Source organism: Pleurocapsa sp. CCALA 161 (assembly GCF_003003995.1).
Taxonomy (GTDB): domain Bacteria; phylum Cyanobacteriota; class Cyanobacteriia; order Cyanobacteriales; family Xenococcaceae; genus Waterburya.
Map to the genome: position 1 here is coordinate 1 of NZ_PVWF01000061.1, position 19950 is coordinate 19950.

22 protein-coding genes are annotated in these 19950 nt (G+C 40.6%); 12 read left to right on the plus strand and 10 right to left on the minus strand.

Going from position 1 to position 19950, the window contains the following annotated elements:
- Positions 1-455: 455 nt before the first annotated feature.
- The 6 genes from C7B62_RS26565 to C7B62_RS14910 all read left to right on the plus strand — a co-directional run bounded on the left by C7B62_RS26565 (position 456) and on the right by C7B62_RS14910 (position 6883).
- Positions 456-647 (plus strand): response regulator, encoded by a 192-nt coding sequence (locus C7B62_RS26565; protein ID WP_255414030.1) that lies wholly within the window; start codon positions 456-458, stop codon positions 645-647.
- Positions 648-1002: 355 nt separating this feature from the next.
- Positions 1003-2886: a ferredoxin--nitrite reductase gene (locus C7B62_RS14890; protein ID WP_106237939.1), complete on the plus strand. Its 1884-nt coding sequence runs from the start codon at positions 1003-1005 to the stop codon at positions 2884-2886.
- 327 nt (positions 2887-3213) lie between these two features.
- Positions 3214-4020, plus strand: coding sequence for an alpha/beta fold hydrolase (locus C7B62_RS14895; RefSeq protein WP_106237942.1), 807 nt, complete (start codon positions 3214-3216; stop codon positions 4018-4020).
- Positions 4021-4390: 370 nt separating this feature from the next.
- Entirely contained in the window at positions 4391-5563 is a 1173-nt protein-coding gene (locus C7B62_RS14900; RefSeq protein WP_106237945.1) for an amidase, read from the plus strand.
- A gap of 187 nt (positions 5564-5750) precedes the next feature.
- Positions 5751-6083 (plus strand): Hsp20/alpha crystallin family protein, encoded by a 333-nt coding sequence (locus tag C7B62_RS14905; RefSeq protein ID WP_106237949.1) that lies wholly within the window; start codon positions 5751-5753, stop codon positions 6081-6083.
- Positions 6084-6286: 203 nt separating this feature from the next.
- On the plus strand, positions 6287-6883 hold the full coding sequence (locus C7B62_RS14910; protein WP_106237954.1) for a GerMN domain-containing protein: 597 nt from the start codon (positions 6287-6289) through the stop codon (positions 6881-6883).
- 4 nt (positions 6884-6887) lie between these two features.
- Here the strand turns inward: C7B62_RS14910 and C7B62_RS14915 are convergent, their stop codons facing one another.
- The 6 genes from C7B62_RS14915 to rph all read right to left on the minus strand — a co-directional run bounded on the left by C7B62_RS14915 (position 6888) and on the right by rph (position 10328).
- Positions 6888-7250 carry an STAS/SEC14 domain-containing protein gene (locus C7B62_RS14915; protein WP_106237958.1) on the minus strand — a complete coding sequence of 121 codons (363 nt, stop codon included), beginning with the start codon at positions 7248-7250 and terminating at the stop codon, positions 6888-6890.
- Positions 7251-7286: 36 nt separating this feature from the next.
- The gene (locus tag C7B62_RS14920; RefSeq protein WP_106237963.1) at positions 7287-7829 is read right to left on the minus strand and encodes a universal stress protein; all 543 of its coding nucleotides are present in this window, start codon (positions 7827-7829) and stop codon (positions 7287-7289) included.
- A gap of 95 nt (positions 7830-7924) precedes the next feature.
- Positions 7925-8500, minus strand: coding sequence for a universal stress protein (locus tag C7B62_RS14925; protein ID WP_106237967.1), 576 nt, complete (start codon positions 8498-8500; stop codon positions 7925-7927).
- 102 nt (positions 8501-8602) lie between these two features.
- Positions 8603-9127, minus strand: coding sequence for a universal stress protein (locus C7B62_RS14930; RefSeq protein WP_106237970.1), 525 nt, complete (start codon positions 9125-9127; stop codon positions 8603-8605).
- Between the two features lie 218 nt (positions 9128-9345).
- Positions 9346-9597 carry a DUF6737 family protein gene (locus tag C7B62_RS14935; RefSeq protein WP_106237973.1) on the minus strand — a complete coding sequence of 84 codons (252 nt, stop codon included), beginning with the start codon at positions 9595-9597 and terminating at the stop codon, positions 9346-9348.
- A 2-nt stretch (positions 9598-9599) separates the two neighbouring features.
- Positions 9600-10328 (minus strand): ribonuclease PH, encoded by a 729-nt coding sequence (gene rph, locus C7B62_RS14940; RefSeq protein ID WP_106237977.1) that lies wholly within the window; start codon positions 10326-10328, stop codon positions 9600-9602.
- 344 nt (positions 10329-10672) lie between these two features.
- On the opposite strand from rph, the gene C7B62_RS14945 reads away from it, so the two are divergent.
- Complete coding sequence (locus C7B62_RS14945) at positions 10673-10972, plus strand: hypothetical protein (RefSeq protein ID WP_233219985.1); 300 nt, start codon at positions 10673-10675, stop codon at positions 10970-10972.
- Between the two features lie 235 nt (positions 10973-11207).
- On the opposite strand, the gene C7B62_RS14950 is transcribed toward C7B62_RS14945, so the two are convergent.
- Positions 11208-12056 carry a response regulator transcription factor gene (locus C7B62_RS14950; RefSeq protein ID WP_158260690.1) on the minus strand — a complete coding sequence of 283 codons (849 nt, stop codon included), beginning with the start codon at positions 12054-12056 and terminating at the stop codon, positions 11208-11210.
- 335 nt (positions 12057-12391) lie between these two features.
- Between C7B62_RS14950 and C7B62_RS14955 the strand changes: the two genes are divergently transcribed.
- Positions 12392-13339 (plus strand): methyltransferase domain-containing protein, encoded by a 948-nt coding sequence (locus tag C7B62_RS14955; RefSeq protein WP_106237988.1) that lies wholly within the window; start codon positions 12392-12394, stop codon positions 13337-13339.
- A 98-nt stretch (positions 13340-13437) separates the two neighbouring features.
- On the opposite strand, the gene bamD is transcribed toward C7B62_RS14955, so the two are convergent.
- A complete protein-coding gene (gene bamD, locus C7B62_RS14960; RefSeq protein ID WP_106237993.1) occupies positions 13438-13947 on the minus strand; it encodes an outer membrane protein assembly factor BamD in 510 nt (169 codons plus the stop codon).
- A gap of 85 nt (positions 13948-14032) precedes the next feature.
- Here bamD and C7B62_RS14965 point away from each other — a divergent pair, with 85 nt between their 5' ends.
- Positions 14033-14461, plus strand: coding sequence for a hypothetical protein (locus tag C7B62_RS14965; RefSeq protein ID WP_106237996.1), 429 nt, complete (start codon positions 14033-14035; stop codon positions 14459-14461).
- A 56-nt stretch (positions 14462-14517) separates the two neighbouring features.
- Here the strand turns inward: C7B62_RS14965 and argB are convergent, their stop codons facing one another.
- Both argB and C7B62_RS14975 read right to left on the minus strand, forming a co-directional pair.
- Positions 14518-15438: an acetylglutamate kinase gene (gene argB, locus C7B62_RS14970; RefSeq protein ID WP_106238000.1), complete on the minus strand. Its 921-nt coding sequence runs from the start codon at positions 15436-15438 to the stop codon at positions 14518-14520.
- A gap of 40 nt (positions 15439-15478) precedes the next feature.
- Complete coding sequence (locus C7B62_RS14975) at positions 15479-16012, minus strand: shikimate kinase (protein ID WP_233219986.1); 534 nt, start codon at positions 16010-16012, stop codon at positions 15479-15481.
- Positions 16013-16232: 220 nt separating this feature from the next.
- On the opposite strand from C7B62_RS14975, the gene C7B62_RS14980 reads away from it, so the two are divergent.
- Genes C7B62_RS14980 through C7B62_RS14990 form a run of 3 tightly spaced genes read left to right on the plus strand, consistent with a single transcriptional unit; the run spans position 16233 to position 19918 of the window.
- Entirely contained in the window at positions 16233-17450 is a 1218-nt protein-coding gene (locus C7B62_RS14980; RefSeq protein WP_106238003.1) for a response regulator, read from the plus strand.
- Positions 17451-17477: 27 nt separating this feature from the next.
- Positions 17478-18515 carry a chemotaxis protein CheW gene (locus C7B62_RS14985; RefSeq protein WP_106238007.1) on the plus strand — a complete coding sequence of 346 codons (1038 nt, stop codon included), beginning with the start codon at positions 17478-17480 and terminating at the stop codon, positions 18513-18515.
- A 44-nt stretch (positions 18516-18559) separates the two neighbouring features.
- Positions 18560-19918, plus strand: coding sequence for a methyl-accepting chemotaxis protein (locus C7B62_RS14990; protein ID WP_106238011.1), 1359 nt, complete (start codon positions 18560-18562; stop codon positions 19916-19918).
- The last annotated feature ends 32 nt before the right edge of the window (positions 19919-19950 follow it).

Below are 19950 nucleotides of genomic sequence, written 5' to 3' on the forward strand. Positions count from 1 at the left end.
GTTACTTGTTACTTGTTACTTGTTACTTGTTACTTGTTACTTGTTACTTGTTACTTGTTACTTGTTACTTGCTACTTCGTTATAAGATCCACTGGTTGCTATTTGAAATGACTATAAATGTCCTAACTTGAGTACGTATTGCTATATCATCTGATTTGCTTGCTCTATGGCGATCGCTTTTACGTTTGAGCATTTAAATAATAAAATAACCTCATACTTTCTTAGGATGGTGACTTGTCATTAAACTCACAAGACTAATAGCTAAAAGCTTTTTACTTACTAATGTTACGCACTCATTGAGCTGTAGATGATAACTATGCAACAAGTAAAGCGGACAATTTTGATTGTCAAAGAAGCCCAAGTAAAGCGAGAACTTTATCTACGCTATATCGTTTAATTTACCAGCAACAAGTAACTTACAAACGCCAACCATCGATTCTGGTTCTTTAGCTGGAATTCGAGCGTTAGTAGTTGATGATCGGCCAGATAACCTCGATTTAGTAGATTTTATTTTGACACAAGAGGGAGCGATCGTTACCGCCGTTACTTCAGCAACAGAAACATTAGCAATCATCTCCAAAAACCTTCCCGATATTTTAATTAGCGGTATCGGTATGCCAGAAAAAGACACCATTTTGTTAACCTGAGACCCTGATTATATCTAACTTGCTACTTGTTACTTAAGCGAAGCGGTACTAATTAGGCATTATATCTGCGAGCGTATTTAAAGAGTAAAAATAAATCACAATTATCATAAACCTCTTGCTCATATTGTCTACAAATCTTATTCTATAAGTCTTTTGGACAATAATTACTATGTATAAAACGCAAGCTTTACATGCGTAATTAACATGGCTATAAGTATTTTGTTACCTAATATACAATCTGCCTCAAGAAATCTTCATAACCTTAGGATCAATAGTAAATCAGTAAAACAATCCAGAGTAATCAGAATAATTGTTTTAGTTTATTCAAAACTCCACACACCAAGATTTTAGATTTATGACTACTGAAGCCGATCTCAAAATAAAACTTAATAAAGTAGAAAAAGTCAAAGCCGAGAAAGACGGTTTAGATGTTAAGAATGAGTTAGAACATTTTGCGAACATAGGTTGGGAGGCAGTAGACAAAACCGATCTAGAAACTCGTCTCAAGTGGTTGGGAATTTTCTATCGCCCAGTGACTCCAGGGAAATTTATGCTGAGAATGCGAATTCCCAATGGTGTGGTAAATAGTGAGCAAATGCACGTTTTAGCTAGTGCGATCGAACGTTATGGTGATGAGGGGACAGCAGATATTACTACTCGTCAAAACATTCAACTACGAGGCATTCACCTCGAAGATATTCCTGAGATTTTCAGCAAATTCAAACAGGTAGGCTTAACCAGTATTCAGTCAGGAATGGACAATGTGCGTAATTTAACTGGTTCACCTGTAGCGGGTATCGATCCTGATGAACTGATTGATACAAGAGAGATGAATCAAAAAGTTCAGGACATGATTACCAACAAAGGTGAAGGTAACTATTCCTTTAGTAATCTACCTCGCAAATTTAATATTGCGATCGAAGGGGCGAGAGATAACTCAATTCATGCAGAATTAAACGATCTGGCATTTATTCCCGCTTATAAGGATGGAGTTCTTGGTTTTAATGTTTTGGTAGGGGGATATTTATCGGCTCAACGCTGCGCCGAATCAATTCCTCTGGGGGTGTGGGTTCCTGCTGATGATCAAGCTGTAGTAGATTTTTCTCGCGCTGTTCTTACCGTCTATAGTGATCGCGGTGGCATAGCAGGATTAAGAGCTAGTCGTCCCAAAGCTCGTTTGATGTGGTTAATAGAAACTTGGGGGATTGAGAAATTCCGTAAGTCGCTCGAACAACAATTGGGTAAAACCTTAGCTGATGCTGCCCCAAAAGATGAAATTACTCAAGATAAGAAAGACCATTTAGGGGTACATCCTCAAAAACAGGCTGGGTATAATTATATTGGTCTACATGTTCCCATGGGACGTTTATCAGCCGAGCCGATGTTTGAATTAGCTCGATTAGCAGAAGTATACGGCAACGGTGAAATTCGCTTGACAGTAGAACAAAATGCGATTATCCCGTATGTTGCAGATGAGAACCTGGAAACATTTCTAAGTGAACCTTTGTTGAAGGAGTTTTCGATCAATCCCAGTACTTTAACTCGTTCAGTTATATCTTGCACAGGTGCGCGCTATTGTAATTTTGCCTTAATTGAAACAAAACAACGAGCGTTACAGCTAGCCCAAGAACTCGATCGCGAATTGGATATTCCCCAACGTGTTCGTTTGCATTGGACAGGATGCCCAAACTCCTGTGGACAACCCCAAGCTGGTGATATTGGTTTGATGGGAACAAAAGTACGCCAAGATGGCAAGGCAGTAGAAGGAGCGAAAATTTATACTGGGGGAAAAGTTGGTCAAGGAGCCGAATTAGGAACTATCGTTAATCAAGGTGTGGCGGTAGATGATCTTAAAGCTACCCTCAGAAGCCTATTAATTGAAAATTTTGACGCTAAACTCAAAGATGGTGTCATCATCGAAAAACCTCAAGCTGCGGTCAAAGCTCCTAAACAAGACAGTTCGTCATCACCAAGCTCCGTTGGCACTAAAATATTTTTTGCCAACTCTTGGAAAGAATCTAGCTGTATCGAAAGCGAATATGTTCTAGATGCAGCAGAAAAAGCAGCAATTGAAATTGACAGTAGCTGTCGCGCTGGTACTTGTGGTACTTGTATCGCTAAGATATTGAAGGGGGAAGTAACCTATGATTCAGATTATGATGCCCTCAGTAGTTTAGAGTCAGGTGAAATTTTAACCTGTTGCGCTAAACCCGTTAGCTCTCTCGTCGTAGATGCTTAGAGCTTTTCGGCAAAACTACTGTTCACTTCTAAATACTTTGAGATAAATTCACCCTGCTGGAAAAACCCGCAACCAGTTGTTGATCTCCTGGAAATTTTGTCGATAGACAATTTGGAGTTTGAGAAAATTAGCAATGACTCATTCATTAAACAAATATCTAACGAATGAGTCGATGGGCAATAGATAGGAGGGAAAAGACTTTACTTAAGTATGATCGCCAAATAAAATTTGCGATCGCCAGCCATTCAGGGCAGAGTCTTTCATTCTCGACTCACAGATGCTGAGGCAAAATAGGAAGGTAGTTGCTGCGATGGAGAAGATGCAAGAATGCCCAGAACCAAGATTGGCAACATCGGGATGTATTACGAGATTCACGGTAACGGTGAACCTGTAGTTTTGATTCAAGGCTTAAGCCTGGATAGCAGCACATGGTTCAACCAAGTTACTGTTCTCTCGCAAAAATATCAAGTCATCCTGTTCGATAATCGCGGTGTTGGACAAACTGACGCTCCCGATCAGGCTTATTCAACCGAGATGATGGCGGATGACGCTGCTGCCTTGTTAAAGTTTTTGAATGTGGATAACGCTCATATTTTAGGCTTTTCGATGGGTGGTATGATTGCTCAAATCATTGCGCTGAAATATCCTGAGCTAGTGAAAAGTCTGCTGCTAAACGCAACAGCCGCCCGATTTCCTGCTAGAGCAAAACATTTAGTTCAGATCTGGCTGAGAATGCTCAACGAAAATGTGTCGTTAGAAACACGCATAAGAGAAGGTTTTTTGTGGGGTTACACAAATGAGTTTTTTGAACATGACGAAGCTGTGACGGCTTCAGTTAATCTTGCGCTCAATCATCCCTATCCATTATCGAATCAAGGTTTTGTCGGACAGGTTGCTGCGCTAATGCAACATGACACGCGATCGCGAATCAGCCAAATTTCAGTGCCAACTCTGGTGTTGATCGGGGGAGATGAGATCTTGATTCCTATAGACTTTTCAAAAGAGCTTGCTGCCAAAATTCCAAAAGCTGAATTAGTTATATTAGAGCGTGGCGGACACAATTGTTGGATGGAATTTCCTGAGCTATTTAATCAAGCTGTGATGCAGTTTTTAGAAAAGGTGACATTGATATAAAGAGCGAAAAGGATTCAGTTGTCCCAGCAGTCGAACGTTAAGCGTGTGGACAGGTGATTGAAGATTGTTTGTGAGTGTGCAAAGTCAAACAGGCTGAAAGGTTGGACTCGTCAATTAAGGTATGCAGCGTGCAGCAAAAGTAGCTAATACAGTTACCGTAGGGTGGGCAAATTTAGAATATTTATCTGTTGTCAAAGTTATTAACTTAATACCCACCAACATAATGTTTGATAGATGCTGAATTAAGATCAAAAAGCACAAATATAGGAAATTTATTTTGCCCGATTACTTAGCTTCTGTCTCTAATGACCGATTACAGATTTAGTCAAAGACATTGCAATCGTACTGAAATCCTAGTTTAACTGCAATCATGTTAGCTAAAAGCCCAGAGTTTGTTTATATTTGCCAGCCTCAGAGTAATGGTCAAGGTAGCTTGAGTGGTTTGCGCCTGGGGGTCAAAGACCTGTTTCACATTGCTGGTATGCCAACAACTGCGGGTAATCCTGATTGGTTGACCAGTCACCCTCAACCAGCACAAGATACTGCACCCAGCGTCAAGTCTTTATTAGATGCGGGAGCGACATTAATCGGCAAGACTTTAACTGATGAACTAGCTTATAGTCTTGAAGGTATCAACAAGCATTATGGTACGCCTATTAATCCCACAGCACCAGAACGGATTCCAGGTGGTTCTAGTAGCGGTTCGGCAGTGGCCGTTGCTAATTCTAGTATTGATATTGGTTTAGGTACGGATACGGCTGGCTCTATTCGCGTACCAGCAAGTTATAACGGTCTTTATGGTTTGCGTCCTAGTCACGGTGCGGTTAGTTGCGATCATCTGATTGCTTTAGCACCCCGCTTTGATACGGTGGGCTGGATGACCCGCGATTTTTTGACTTTGAGGCGAGTAGCTGAGGTACTGCTACCGTCGACAGTTAACCACAACCGATCTCATTTAGTAGTGTGCCAGATCGCAGAAGTCAAATCTTGGACAAAAGCTTGTCGTCCTTTATTAACTGCCATAGCTAATCAGTTTGATTCGATTGAATATGTCGAAATTAGCCCTAAATATCTATCCCTCGCTAGTACTGCTTTTCGAGTGTTGCAGGGGAGAGAAATTTGGCGGGTTCATGGTCGCTGGATTGACGCAAGAAAGCCCGATTTAGCTACGGAAATTAGCGATCGCTTTACTTGGTGTCAAAGTCTTAGTGAGGATGACGAACGACAAGCTGAAGATCAAGCCCAAGAATTTATTGATTTTTGGCATACTCATGTCTTGTCCAATAATGAGCAAGTGTTGTTGCTGCCCACTACTCCAAAAGCAGCACCCTTGCTCAATACTTCAGCTTCATTACTACGAGAATATCGCACTCATCTACTTACTTTGACTACTCCTGCCAGTTTAACCAATGCACCACAAATCAGTTTGCCATATTTAAGCAGCGATCGCGCTCCCTGGGGAGTATCCTTAACAACCCATTCTGGTGGCGATCGCGCCTTACTTAATTGCGTTGCTAAACTAGAGCAAGTTTTGTCCGTCTAAATCTTCACGGTGAATTTAGCTAAAATTTGGGATTAAAAATAATTAATGTACGTCTAATATGAATTAATGTTTTTGAGGTTTTCTTAAAGATCCTCACAAATTCTTCAAAGTTTATTACTAACTTATAAATATCAAAGCAAGAGTAGTTTCAAAAAATTACTTGCATCAATATTAGGAGGCGATCGCCATGAAAGAGGGAAGTGAAACTTGGTGTCCAGCAATTGAGTTAAATGAGACTGAAAAAGATTTAATTCTCAAAGCAGAAGTTCCTGGAGTTGAGATTAAACACCTAAACATCATTGCAGAGCCAGAATTAATTTCCATCTCTGGAATTCATGACCATCATAAGTCATCAACTGAACAGGAATTGATTCCTTCTCAACTTCATTACGGACAGCTTGACTGTAGTGTTCCTTTACCAAAACCGATTCAAGTAAACTACGTTAGGGCCGAACTGATTGATGGAGTCTTAACTATCACTATGCCAAAAGTAAACATAGTAAACTTTGTCAGAAGCTAGCACATATTAATTTGATGGCGATAAGTAAGCTGGGAATTACTGCACTTTTCAGTTGAGTAGAAAATGCAAGTTACATGTCCTGCTTGAAAGGAAACTTTAAAAGCTTATAGCTTACTACGTTCTCGAAGGAGGATAGCTAAAAAGCACAGCAGGGCGGTGGACAGGTTTCCTGGCATTAAGCCAGATCCGAAGGTGTCAAGATTATGAAAGCACAGGATAGATCACCAAATTTAACCCCAATAATCATAGGATTTGCTTTATTACTAATTGGAGTAACTCAAATTACTGCTTTGTCGGCTTTAACCAAAGTAATTCTGCCGACTTTAATCAAATCGACTACTGTAGAGAAAATACAGCCAGCAAAATTTAGTCCTCAAGTATATCGGTTAGAAATAGTCGATCATCGTATTCGCTTGGCACCAGCAACCATTTATACTCGTGCGACTTCCCCTGAAATTGCCCTCAAGCAAGCCTTAACAGAATTATTGGCTCAGTCTCCAGCTTTCGATCCCACTACTACAATTCCTGAGCAAACTCGGTTACTTAATTTACATACCAGCAAAGAGGGTATATATGTAGATCTATCTCAGGAATTCGCTCAGGGTGGCGGGAGTAGTTCGATGATTTATCGCGTGGCTCAAGTTCTTTATACTGCTACCAGCATCAATCCTCAAACACCAGTATTTTTGTCTATTGAAGGACAACCTGTGAATAATGACTATCCTTTAGGAGGAGAAGGATTAACTTTGGAATATCCCCTCACAAGACAACAATTTAACCAAGATTTCCTAGCAGAATAATTGTTTAGCCAATAACCCATTCTAAAGCTCGATCTTTTTCAGCTGGCGTAAAATGCTTAACCTCAATACCCGAAAATAGCGTATTGCCCAATGCTGCTAAACCTTCTAGCCATTTGCGATCGCTGACGATCGCTTCTTTTTCAAAATCTTGCAAGTGCTGCAAGCTGAATTTAAGATCTTTAATCAAAGCCCCCAAAGACATCCCAGAGAAATTATTGACCTCAACATAAATTCTGAGCTTTTCATCAGTATTGAGCCGTTTTTCAATGAGTTCTGTAACGCGATCGATATCTTCAGCATCGATCCAGCCATCAATTTCCAAAGCAATTATTTGGTCTGCTTTATGAGGAATAAGTTTAACAGTCATAACTGGGTTCTCCTTAGGTTAGGGAAATAAACAAAATTAGGCGTAAATTTGTTTTTCAATGCTTTGGGGTGATGTTGATTTTAAAACAGGAGTGTGAACTAGCAGTATCGAACAAGGAGCATAATGGATAACATAATTACTAACGCTACCTAAAAACATTTCTTTTAAGCCTGAATGTCCACTTCTGCCGATGACTATTACGTTTGCATGGCAGGAATGGGCGAACTCACAGATAGTCGAACCAGGATGCCCCGTAATCTGACTAAATTCAGTTGAAATTCCTCCAGCGATCGCTTGTTCCGTAAAGTGACGCAGTATCCTGATGCCTTGTTGTTTCCAAGCAAACCATTCTTGGTCATATACTTCATTTGCTCGACGCATGATTCGAGAATCGACATGAATACAATGATCTTTGCGCTGTCTCAGATAGGGAGTTATTGCAGGATCATCTTCTTCAATCGACAAAACATGCAATAAAATCAAATTTCCTTGGTCGGCTTTTGCCAAGGATAAAGCTTGGTCAAAAACTTGTTTGCTGCCTGGTGAATAATCAATTGCTACTAAAATTTTGTTAAACATATTTATTACCTAATCTCAGCTAGTTATCAATAAAGGGGCAAGCCAAATAGCAACAAAACTTATATTTCTGGCACGAATCATCATGCACCAGCTTTCTAAGAGCCAAAAAAAGGTTCATTAGACATCAATCCATGCTGCGGGGATTCTGGTACGTTCTGGGCTTCTTCCTGGTCAAATGAGTCCAGGGAATAAGACACGGAATCGCTGTCGTTGCGAACGATTAAAACTGAACAGGGTGCATTATGGGTGACGTAATTACTCACGCTGCCGAGAAATATTTCTTTTAAGCCTTTTAAACCTCGACTACCAACTAAAATTAGGTCGGCTGACCAATTGCTTGCCAGTTGGCAAATTTCCCGCCCTGGATTGCCTGTCAACTGGATAAACTCGGTGTTCACTCCTGCTAGTCTTGCTTCTTTAGCTCTTGCTTGTAAGAATTTAATTCCTCTGTGCTTATAGTCTTCGTATCTTTTTTTATACAGTTCATAATCATAATCACTCAAAACAGGATGATCGGCATAGTTCAGCATGATCGGAAAACTTGGTTCATCTTCACCTAAAACATGAAGCAGCATTAAGTCTGCCTTGGTAGCTTTGGCCAAAGATATTGCTGAATCAAAAATCAATTTATTGGCTTGGTAGTCTGCTGCTACTAAAATTTTGTCGATCATTAGAACACCTCATTTGTGAAGTCATAAGTCACATTGCGCTAAAGCTAAACCTTCGGATATCCTGCTTAACACGAGAAGTCAGAAGTCAGAAAATTGTCAAATTTACAATTGTTGCTCACTTACTGCTTTTGTGGAAGACATCGGTTCAGATTCGGTACTGACATTCCGAACGATTAAAACTGAGCAAGGTGCGTGGTGGATGACGTAATTGCTTACGCTGCCAAGAAACATTTCTTTCAAGCCTTTTAAACCTCGACTGCCGACTAAAATTAGGTCGGCTGACCAATTGCTTGCCAGTTGGCAAATCATTCTCCCAGGATTACCACTCAATTGAGTAAATTCAGTTTTCACTCCTGCTGCTGTTGCCTCTTGTGTCAAATTTTGCAGAAATTCAATTCCACGTTGTTCGTATTTAGCATATTCTTTTTGATATGTTTCGTAATTGTATTCTTCAACGATGGGATAGTAAGTATAAGTTGGGGTTAAAGGATGATCCTCTTCTTTTACAGATAAAACGTGGAGCAACATTAAGTCAGACCCCGTTGTTTTGGCTAAGGATACTGCCGTACTGAAGACAGACTTACTGTTTTGAGAACGGTCTACTGCTATAAGGATTTTGTTAATCATTGGCAAACCTCCTTAATTTAAAGTCAAAAGTCCTTTAGGGCAAATCAGAAGCCAAGAATGCTCTAGAGCTGATAGTTCTGTTGTAAATCAATAGTTTGAGGAACTTGTGAAGATGTTTTTAATTATCAATGTTTATTGCTCATTGCTCATTGCTCATTGCTCATTGATAAATAGTTGTCTTGACTTTTTTCGGATCTCTTTAACTTGTCACCAATTAACTAAAGATCCAAATTCACTGTAGTTTGTTGAGAGGCAATATACTGGGCAAAGGCTTTAGGATAAATCAGTAAAAAATAGACCCACCAGGCAATAATTGGCACAGAAACAGCAATGGTAATCCAGATATTATGTAAGACTAGCCAGCTACCAGCCATAATAGTTATTCCCGTGAGAATAATTGACCAAGGTTGACACCATCCAGGTTTATAGTCCCAAACGTTAATTGATTTAGGGTTAGATTCTAACTTCATAATTATCCCGCTGAATGTTGGAGCGCTTCTTGTTGTGCTGCTAATAATTCTTTAATTCCTGTTTCGGCTAAGTCTAACATTTTGTTTAATTGCGATCGCGTCATACTACTAGATTCTGCTGTTCCTTGGATTTCAATAAGCTCTAGTTTGCCATTCATTACTACGTTGAGATCTACATCTGCTTTAGCGTCTTCAGGATAGTCTAAATCTAAATAAGCTTCCCCATCAATCAAGCCAACGGATACCGCAGCGACAGGCTCAATTAAAGGAGATTTTCTTAATTCCCCTGCTGCAATTAACTTATTAATTCCATGAGCTAAGGCGACATAACTACCAGTAATCGAAGCGGTACGAGTCCCAGCATCAGCCTGAAGCACATCCGCATCAATAGTAATTGTTCTTTCTCCTAATCCTTGCAGGTTAATTGCTGCTCGCAAACTACGTCCAATCAGCCGTTGAATCTCTTGAGTGCGTCCAGAAAGCTTCATCAGTTCCCGTGAATGGCGGGTGTTGGTAGCACCTGGTAACATCCGATATTCCGCAGTCAGCCAAGCCTGTCCAGTATTAAGTAAAAATTTGGGTACTCGATCTTCTATACTTACCGTGCAAAGTACTTTGGTTTTACCACATTCAATCACTACTGAAGCTAGAGGATTCTCAATAAAATCAAGCTGAAAACTATGATTGCGTAATTGATCTGGTTGGCGATCGCCTAAACGTTTCCAAGACAAGCTACTACTCCTAAAATTAATTGATATTCAAAGTCTTACAATGATTAGGATATTTAAATTGATCGAGTAATAAATTGAGACAGTTCTTAACTTATTACGCACCTTAAAGATTTCCCAAAATACCTCCAAAACTCTGTTTAGTATACATGTATTTTTGACTACAAAGTTCAAGAAGAGTAAAGCTTATTCTGTAATAAATAATTATGCTTGTTGAAGATTTTTAAAATTGTTCTCCATAGTTAATTTTTGCCTATATCGTGTAGAGGAATAGGACTATGAATTAAATCAAGTCTTGTTTTAAAAACATTTTCACTAGAAATTAGTTTAGAAACTACTTATTAGCCGTGCCACATTTTTTTCTTTCTTTATTACTAACCGCTTCCATGAGCTTTGCCCTACCCATAGTATTATTTGGCTCGGTGTTAGGATTGCTCACTTTGACTAGCTATATTCCTGGTTTCTTCGCAGTAAGCAACCAAGGATCTCAGTATATGCTCAATTTTTTAGCGGTGTTTGGTGACGGCAAACCCCTTCAGGGAATAATTACTCTAGGAATTACGGTAAGCATTGCAGGGATTTTATTGGACATCTTGAATTTTTATCGCTACCAAAGCTTGCGAGATAAGAACTTTGAATCTGAATAGAAGTCTGCTACATATGGGCATCGGATAGATATTATACGTCTGGTGTGAATTAAAAATTGCTGGTGAACTAGTACTTGTCATAGTGAATTTTAATTCAAGGGATGAAATAACGTTGTTTCGCTGTTACTGGGTAATATTTAAAAGCTAATAGCTAAAAGCTAAAAGCTACGAACCAGTAAACTCGAACGAAGCTAATTCACAATAAGCGTATTATATGAGTTTTAAAGCAATGAAATTAAAAGATCACGATTGAAAGCACGATGCTGGAGATCGCTAATAATAACCAGATAATCTTTCTCAAATATTTTCGACGATTGAATCTTGATGGACTAGAGGTTTTGGGATTTGTCGCTCTAATTCTCTTAGTAGTAAAAGGTTTAGATATGGGAGCTAAACTAGCTTTGGTAATGTCTAAATTGGCTAGTTGTATGTTTGAAGTTTGGCGCGATCGCGAAACTATATGCGAAGCGGTATCCTTATCCAAAGGTGTCCTAAAGGATATATCGAAGTGTATCCCTTTAGGGACACCTGCGGATATACCCTTTAGGGTTAGGAGTCCTTTAGAATAAAAACATCGCTGCTTCTGATTGACAGCAGGTTTATAGATATTCTTACGGTATTTTTTGAGGTAGATAATTTTTTCTCGATACTGAAGCACATTAGCTGTGGAATTTTTCTTAGCTATCCGAGTTAATAATTTAGCTTTAACGCTAGAATAACCTCCACCAAAAGAATAGATTTCTTGCTTGAGATCCTTAATCAAATTACTTTTCAACAGATAACCCGAAGCACCAGCTAACAAAGCCTCAGCAATATAGTCTTGGCTTTTATGACTCGTTAAGACAATTATTTTAATATCAGGCAAATATTTACAGATGTATTTGGTTGCTAAAATACCGTTCATCTTAGGCATTTCAATATCCATCAATAAAATATCTGGGCGTAGTTTTTTCACCAAAGCGATCGCGCTTTGACCATCTTGAGCCGTACCAACTACTTCAATCTCAGGTTCTGGTTCTAAGATTGCTTTGATACCCTCAAGAATCAAAAACTGGTCGTCTGCCAGTAGAATTCTAATCGTCATACACATAAATATACATATATATATATGAATTGTTCAAGCATTCATAGACAATCAATCGTATCTTAATCAAATTTCACAATATTTAATCCTTGTTTGGTGATGGAAAACCGCTTCAGGGAATTATTACTCTGGTTATTACAGTAAGCATCGCAGGTATTTTATTGGACATCTTGAACTTCTATCGTTATCAAAGTTTACGAGATAAAGATAGAAGTTAAGAACTTTAAAAATACTTAATAGATGATAAGTAATCTCCATTTGAACCTAAAGGCAGGTAAGAATTAAATAGATATTGATTACTCAATTTCGCGTACTTTATTCTTAATTCTGTCAATATGTCTGGAAGCGAACTAAAAGCAGATCTCTGGATCAATGAATATATTACTCCCTGGGATATCTACACTCATGGAGTAACCAAGATTCTGGCACATTGTCAGACACAGTATCAGGAAATGTATATTGTCGAAACTGGCGCTTTTGGTAAAGGGTTGGTGCTAGATGGTAAGTGGCAGTCTTGTACTGTAGATGAATTTATTTACCACGAAGCTTTAGTCCATCCGCCTTTGATTGCCCATCAAAACCCCAAAAGAGTCTTGGTGTTGGGTGGTGGAGAAGGAGCAACGATCCGCGAAGTGTTGCGCTGGAAAAGCATTGAGGAAGTGACGATGATCGACATTGACGGTGAGGTGGTAGAAGCCTGTAAGCAGCACCTACCTGAAATGCACCAAGATGCCTTTGCCGATCCTCGCGTAAAGTTAATGATTGCTGATGCTCTAGAAGTTTTAGATACAACAACCGACACTTGGGACATTATTATTTCCGATCTCAGCGATCCGATTAAATCTGGCCCTTCTTTTGCTCTATTTACCAAGGAATATTTTACTAAGCTTAAACGAGTACTGAATCCTGGAGGATATGTGATGGTGCAGGCTGGGCCTATTTCTCCCCCAGAAGTAAAAGATCATGCTCGGTTGGTTAATACTTTGAAAGCAGTATTTGGCAATGTAACCTCTTTATCTGCCCCCACACCTTCCTATGGGCGCGCCTGGGGATTTGCAATGTGTTCGGAATCAGCGATCGCTCTACAGCCTCAGCCAGAATCAGTCGATCGATTACTCCAAGCAAAAACTACTGGAGGGTATCGTTTTATTGACGGCATTAGTCTTCTAGGTATTATGCAGACTCCCCTCTATATCCGTCAGGCGATCGCCTCCGAAACCACTGTTTACACTCTCAATGAACCGCCTAAGTTTTTCGGCACGGGGGTTGTCAGTGAGCAATGAACAATGAACAGTGAACAGTGAACAATGAACAATGAACAGTGAACAGTGAACAATGAACAATGAACAATGAGCAATGAGCAGTAATCAGTAATCACTAATCAACTGAGCCAGACTAAACTACCAATAATTAGACCGATTAAGCTGAGGGCAAACCAGATAAATTGATTGTCTTTAGCTTCAGTCGGCGTTGCTGCGGAGTATTCTAGTTTTATTTCAGAGGGTTTAGCTGATTGCTTTTTGGCTGCTACATAGCGAGGTGCGCCTTGCTCTGCTTGAGCTAAATCGGGAATTTCACTCATCCACTCTTTCGGGCGCTCTAGTTTGGGCGCTTTCATGATGTAGAGAATGCGCTGTGCCTGTTCGCGAGTTTGGGTATCAGGATGAGTAATTAATTCTTGAGCTAGGGCGATCGCCTGGTCGATTTGGTTGGCTGCTTGATATGCTGTAACCAACCAAATTTGGGCCTCGCCACCTCTGCGAGAATTGGGAGCGACTAAAGCTTTAGCCGCTTCGAGGTTGTCAATACTCAGGCGATATTGCCCCGTTTCCATGGCTTGTTTACCTGCCTGATATTTTTGCTGAAACTGTTCTTGATTATCTACCGTCACGTTAAACTATGAATATATAGAGGAAATTACTTAAACTCATTATTAAATAATTTACCTCTTCCGTTCAAGCTGCAAAGGTTAGATTATGAGTGGACAAGATTGGGGTAAATTTAATTGGGGATCGGCTTTAGGGGCGATCGCGCTTTTTGTAGGAGCAATATTTATCCTAGAAACTCCTGCTGAGGCAGTACCTGAAGCAACCAAAGACTTTGAATTAGCTCAGGTAGGTGTAACTAGCCAAATCAATGCGCCAATACCTTTAAACCTAAGACCAAGAACTCATATTCCTTTGCCGACAAACAGCCGTAGCAGCGATTACGATCGCTATTCTAGGTATGATGAATATGGTTATAGTCATGAACACGAATATCACCACGACCATCACCGTGGCAATCACAGAAGCGATACTGTAATTATTATTAATCCTGCCAACCACTCGAACTACTCCAGCTACGAAAGCTATAACGACCAAGGCGGTTATATTCGTATTATCCGCCAGCAAGTAGTCAAGTAGGTAGTTTGCAGGGTAGGCAAATAAAATCAAAGCTTATAGCTTATAGCTTTACTCCTTCATTGCTCTATCTGATGTTCATAGAATAAACTGATTGATTCTGAGGCAACAATCATCGAGCCGATTCCTTCGTCCGTCAGAATTTCCAGTAGTAGGGAATGAGGTAATCTACCATCGAGAATATGAGCCGCTTTCACTCCTTGGGCAAGCGATCGCACGCAACAAGAAACCTTGGGAATCATTCCCCCTGAAACAATTCCTTCACTAATTAGCTCCCTTGCTTTTTGAATATCCAGCTTAGTGAGTAGGGTTGAGGGATCGTGATAGTCGTATAAAATTCCTGCTGTATCAGTTAACAGAATCAGCTTTTCTGCCTGTAGTGAGGCAGCAATTTCCCCTGCTACAGTATCGGCGTTGATATTATACGCCTGACCATTCTCATCAGCAGCAACGCTAGAAATTATCGGTACATATCCGCTCTTAACTAACGACTCGACTAATCCTGTATCAACGCTAGCAACTTCCCCCACAAAGCCCACACCTTCCTTACCTACAGGGCGCGCCTGAATTAAGTTAGCATCTTTACCACACAGCCCAACTGCTTTAGCCCCTGCGCGATTAATTAAAGACACTAATTCCTTATTAACTCTACCTGCCAAAACCATCTCGACTACGTCCATAGTCGCTGCATCAGTCACTCGCAGCCCGTCTTTAAACTGAGGCTTAATGTTTAATTTCTGTAGCCAGGTATTAATTTCAGGGCCACCACCATGAACCACTACAGGACGCACCCCAACACTCACCAAAAACACAATATCGTTGATTACTTTCGCCTTGAGACTACTATCTTTCATGGCAGCCCCGCCGTACTTAATGACGATAGTTCGGTTGGCAAATTTCTGAATATAGGGCAAAGCTTCACTCAGAATACGGACGCGGGTAGCTGCTGATTCTTTGAAATATTCGCTGTCGTTAATCATGAAATTGTGAGAATTTTGCAGAATTAAAGTCTTTAGTTATCTAGTTATCTAGCTGCACCTGAGATTTAAGTACAGAAGGAATCAGTTCCTCAATCTGGGCAGCTACTGCTTGAGGAGACTGCTCTACTCTAGGAGAAACTTGCAGATCCGCCTGAGCATATAAAGGACGACGTAGGTTTAACAATGATTCTAGTTTGTCAGCCAATGGCCGATTTTGATCTTGGGCTACCCTTTTTTTTAATATCTCTAAATCTACATCTAGCCAAACAACCAAACCGTGTCGTAGATAACTCCAGTTCATTTGCTCCTGAATTATGCCCCCTCCAGTAGAAATTACGGTACGGGTATAAACCGATAGCTCACCCAAAACTTGAGTTTCTAATTCCCGAAAACTCTTTTCCCCCGACTGTTCAAAAATAGCAGGAATGGGTTTTTTAGCGATCGCCTCAATAATTTGGTCGGTATCAATAAATCGATAGTTAAGGCTTTGGGCTAGATATTGACCAACGGTAGTTTTTCCTGAACCCATCATGCCAATTAAATAAATATTTAGACCCTGCAATAAATTACTCATCGTTTAACTATGTTACCAAAAAAAGCTTTTAGCCTTGAGCTTCTAAAAATTACTTGAGAATCACTATCTTTTGGCAATTCTCCTTTAGCAATTTTTACGAACAAGACGGCAGATCTAAATTAGTAAATTATGTGATTAAAATCAATTTTTTGGGAACTATATTTCTATCTGGATTTCTTGATAGTGGTTTTTGCATTGTAAAAGTCAAGGAAAGTTAATAATGTCTGCAAAAAAATATAATTCAAATCAGCTTATTTCTATTCTTGATTCTTTATTCAAAAAGAACGGCAGTGGAATTTTGAGCTTAACCACCCAGGTAGATTCCTGGCAACAGCAACGTTCCTGCGTTTTGATTTTGCGTAATGGAGCTTTGATCTATGGTGGCACCAAAGTTCCCAATGCCGAAGAACTCTGCCTCAAAATTGGTGAAGCACTAAAGCCAAATCTGATTAAAGCTGCCCTTTCGGTGGCAGTGGAAAGAGCTAAAGAGCATAATTCAGCCGTAGAGCTACTAGAGATGTTGATCAGGATGAGAGCTTTTACCTGGCAAGAAGTAGAAGCTTTGATGAATACAAAAGTTTTATTAATTATCGAAAAATTTGTACCCTATCCAGGAGAAGCACAATGGAATGGCAATCTTGACTTAAATCTGAGCTATGGTGCAGATCGACACGGCTTAAGCTGGAGCGATATTCAACAAGAGTTAAAGCTTCGTCAACAAATTTGGCAGGATTATGCACCTCAAATACCTAGCATGGATGCAATTCCCGTGGTCACGCCACAGCAGTTAAAGGCGATCGATAATCCTCAAGTAGCAGATCATTTTATTAAATCAGTTAATGGCAAAGCCAGTTTGGTAAATATTGCCGAGAAAATGGGCAAAGATCCGCTCAAGATCGCCAAAAACTATCTTAGTTGGGCTAACAATGGCTGGGTGAGTTTGGTGACAAGTCCTCTGGAAGCTCAAAGAGTGATCAACGCATCTATAGCCAATGAGCAGGGCGGAGAAAACAGCGTTAATTCTCCAGAGGCGATTTCCCTCCGGGAACGCTCCGCGATCGCTAAACTTGGTCAAGATTTGCCCATAGTTTTATCTGTCGACGACAGCGCCATTATCCAAACCTCCATTAAACGAGCTTTGCAAGCAGATTACAACGTTTTACTCGCCAGTAAGGCAACGGAGGCATTAGAAATTCTGCAAGAGGTCAAGGTTGAACTGATGCTGTTGGACTTGACCATGCCCGATATTGATGGTCTAGAGTTTTGCAAAACTGTTCGCGCTTTTCCCCAGTTTCGAGATTTACCTATTGTCATGGTGACTGCTAGGGATGGCTTAGTCAACAAAATGAAGGGACATATTGCTGGCACTAGTAAGTATCTTACTAAGCCATTTAAGCCAGAAGAACTGAGAGAAGTTGTCCGTCAGTACATTCAATAGCTAATAATTAGAGCAGATTTAGAGATTATGGGCATTAAACCATACTTAATTTTTATTCTCCACGATTCTCGCTATGCGATCGCCGCAGAATCAGTCAGTGAAATATTTTTATTACCTGAATTAACTCCTGTTCCCGAAGCACCCTCAGATATTGTGGGGTTGTTGAATTTACATTCAGCCTATGTGCCAGTCATGCACCTCGATCTGCGCTTTGGTCATAAATTTGATCGCTGTCAGATAACGGATAGCGTGATTGTGGTTGAGTCTCAAGGTTTGCAGGTGGGGATGATTGTCCATCGGGTGGAAACGGTCAACGAGATCGACGATCGCTATATTCAGGCGGATTTGTCCTATGGTAGAGCCAACATCCATCAGGCTTTTGTCCAAAGCATCATTAGTCTTGATGATGAGATGATTACTCTACTCAACATCGATAATTTGGTGCGTCATCCTGAAGCTTTAGAAGATTTAGTCTCTGCTGAAGCTAATGCCGACAGAGAATTGCTTCCTGGTAATTTTTACGAGCAGTATTTTACTAATGCTAGCTCTAATCTCAAAGCAGCTCTCCACCAACGAGCGTTCAACCTCAAAGACGCTACTGACAAGACAGCTGCGACTAAATTGATTTCCTTGGCAGTGGTCAGCATTGGCGGTAGATACTTCGCTCTAGATTTAGGCGTAGTGCGAGAATTCACCACTATCGGCAGAATTACTACAATTCCCTGCTGTCCCGAACATATCATCGGCAATATCAACTTGCGGGGTGAAATTTTAACTCTGGTCAATATTTGTCAGTCTTTAAATCTGACCATGGCTCAGGAAAATCGGGCTGCCAAAGCAGTAGTGGTTGAAGTCGATGAGATCACTGCGGGTATTGTGGTGGACGAAGTATTCGACGTGGTGGATTTTTCCCCACAAGAGCTTAAACCAGTTCCCGTCGCCATGGATAGTGATGCCTCTTCTTATCTCAAAGGAGTAGCTGACTATCAAAACCAAACTCTCAACGTGATCGATCTGCCCAAGCTACTGGCGACAGGAGCAATGACGGTAGAGCTGACAGCATAAATTTATTTTTAGATTAACTAACAAAAATTATAGGTAAAAAACTCATGAAAATTGGAACTCAATTAACCGTTGGCGCAGTTGGAATTGGAACGATTGTATTAGTCAACTTGGGGTTAATTTTTCTGGCAACCTCCACAAACAATGCCAAAGAGATCAACCTTTCTGGTGTGGTTCGTGGGGGAACTCAAAGATCGGTTAAGCTCGAACTGTCCAACAGTGCCGACGACAAGCTAATTGCCCAACTAGACAAAATAATTGAAGGCTTGCTCAACGGTAGCGAAGAATTAAAACTGTCTCCTGCTCAAGATGCAAATTTTATTGCCAAAATGAAGGCAACACAGACCGAATGGAATCAATCTAAAGTATTAATTCAGCAGCTGAGAAAACAACCAACCGAAGCCAATCGTCTAGCCTTACTCAGGCAAAGTGAAATTTTATTTAAACTAGCCGACGAGGCAGTAAATGCATCCGAAGAACATACGGCAAAAGAACTGAACCGATTCAAAACACTAGAATTATTCGTAGCATTACTCAACGTTCTCATCGTAACGGCAATTGTCGCTGGTTCTCGCCGAATCAGCAAGACTCTAGATCAATTTACCAATATAATCGCCAAATCTTCGGAAGAGATTGCGGCCAAGGTAGAAAACCAAGAGGCGATCGCCAATGAACAGTCTAGTTCGGTCAGTCAAACCACGTCTACGGTGGATTCTTTGGGTGAAACTTCTCGTCGTTCGGCAGCACAGGCAGAAGAATCGGCAAAAAGTGCCAGTACAGCACTTGCTTTGGCAGAATCTGGAGCGGCAACAGTCGAGCAAACCAGGGTAGGGATGGAAAGTCTTAAAGATAGGGTAAGAGAAATTGCCGAACAAATCATCAACCTGAGTGAACAAACTGAACAAATTGCCGGGGTATCAGAACTAGTAGGGGATTTGGCAAACCAAACCAACATGCTGGCACTAAACGCAGCGGTTGAGGCGGCTCGTGCTGGGGAATATGGAAAAGGTTTTGGGGTGGTTGCGGGTGAGATTCGGAAACTGGCGGATCAAAGCCGTAAATCTGCCGACCAAATCAACAAACTAGTAACAGATGTTCAATCAGCCATGAACAGCGCCGTAATGGTAACCGACGAAGGTAAGAAAACCGCAGAATCTAGTATTGAATTGGCGCTAGATACAGCCGAATCATTTATCGGGGTGAAAAACGCAGTAACCAACGTATTCTCCAACACCTCCGAGATCTCCCAAGCAGCAAAACTCCAAGCGGTTAGTATTCAAGAGGTTCTAGCAGCGATCAATGCTCTTAACCTGGGGGCGATGGATACGGCAGCAGATATGCAGGATGTTAAGGCTTCTACCGTAGAACTGAAAAAATCGACCGAACAACTTAAGGCAGTTGTGTAATTTGAGCTTATTACTAGAATTGGCTGAATAAA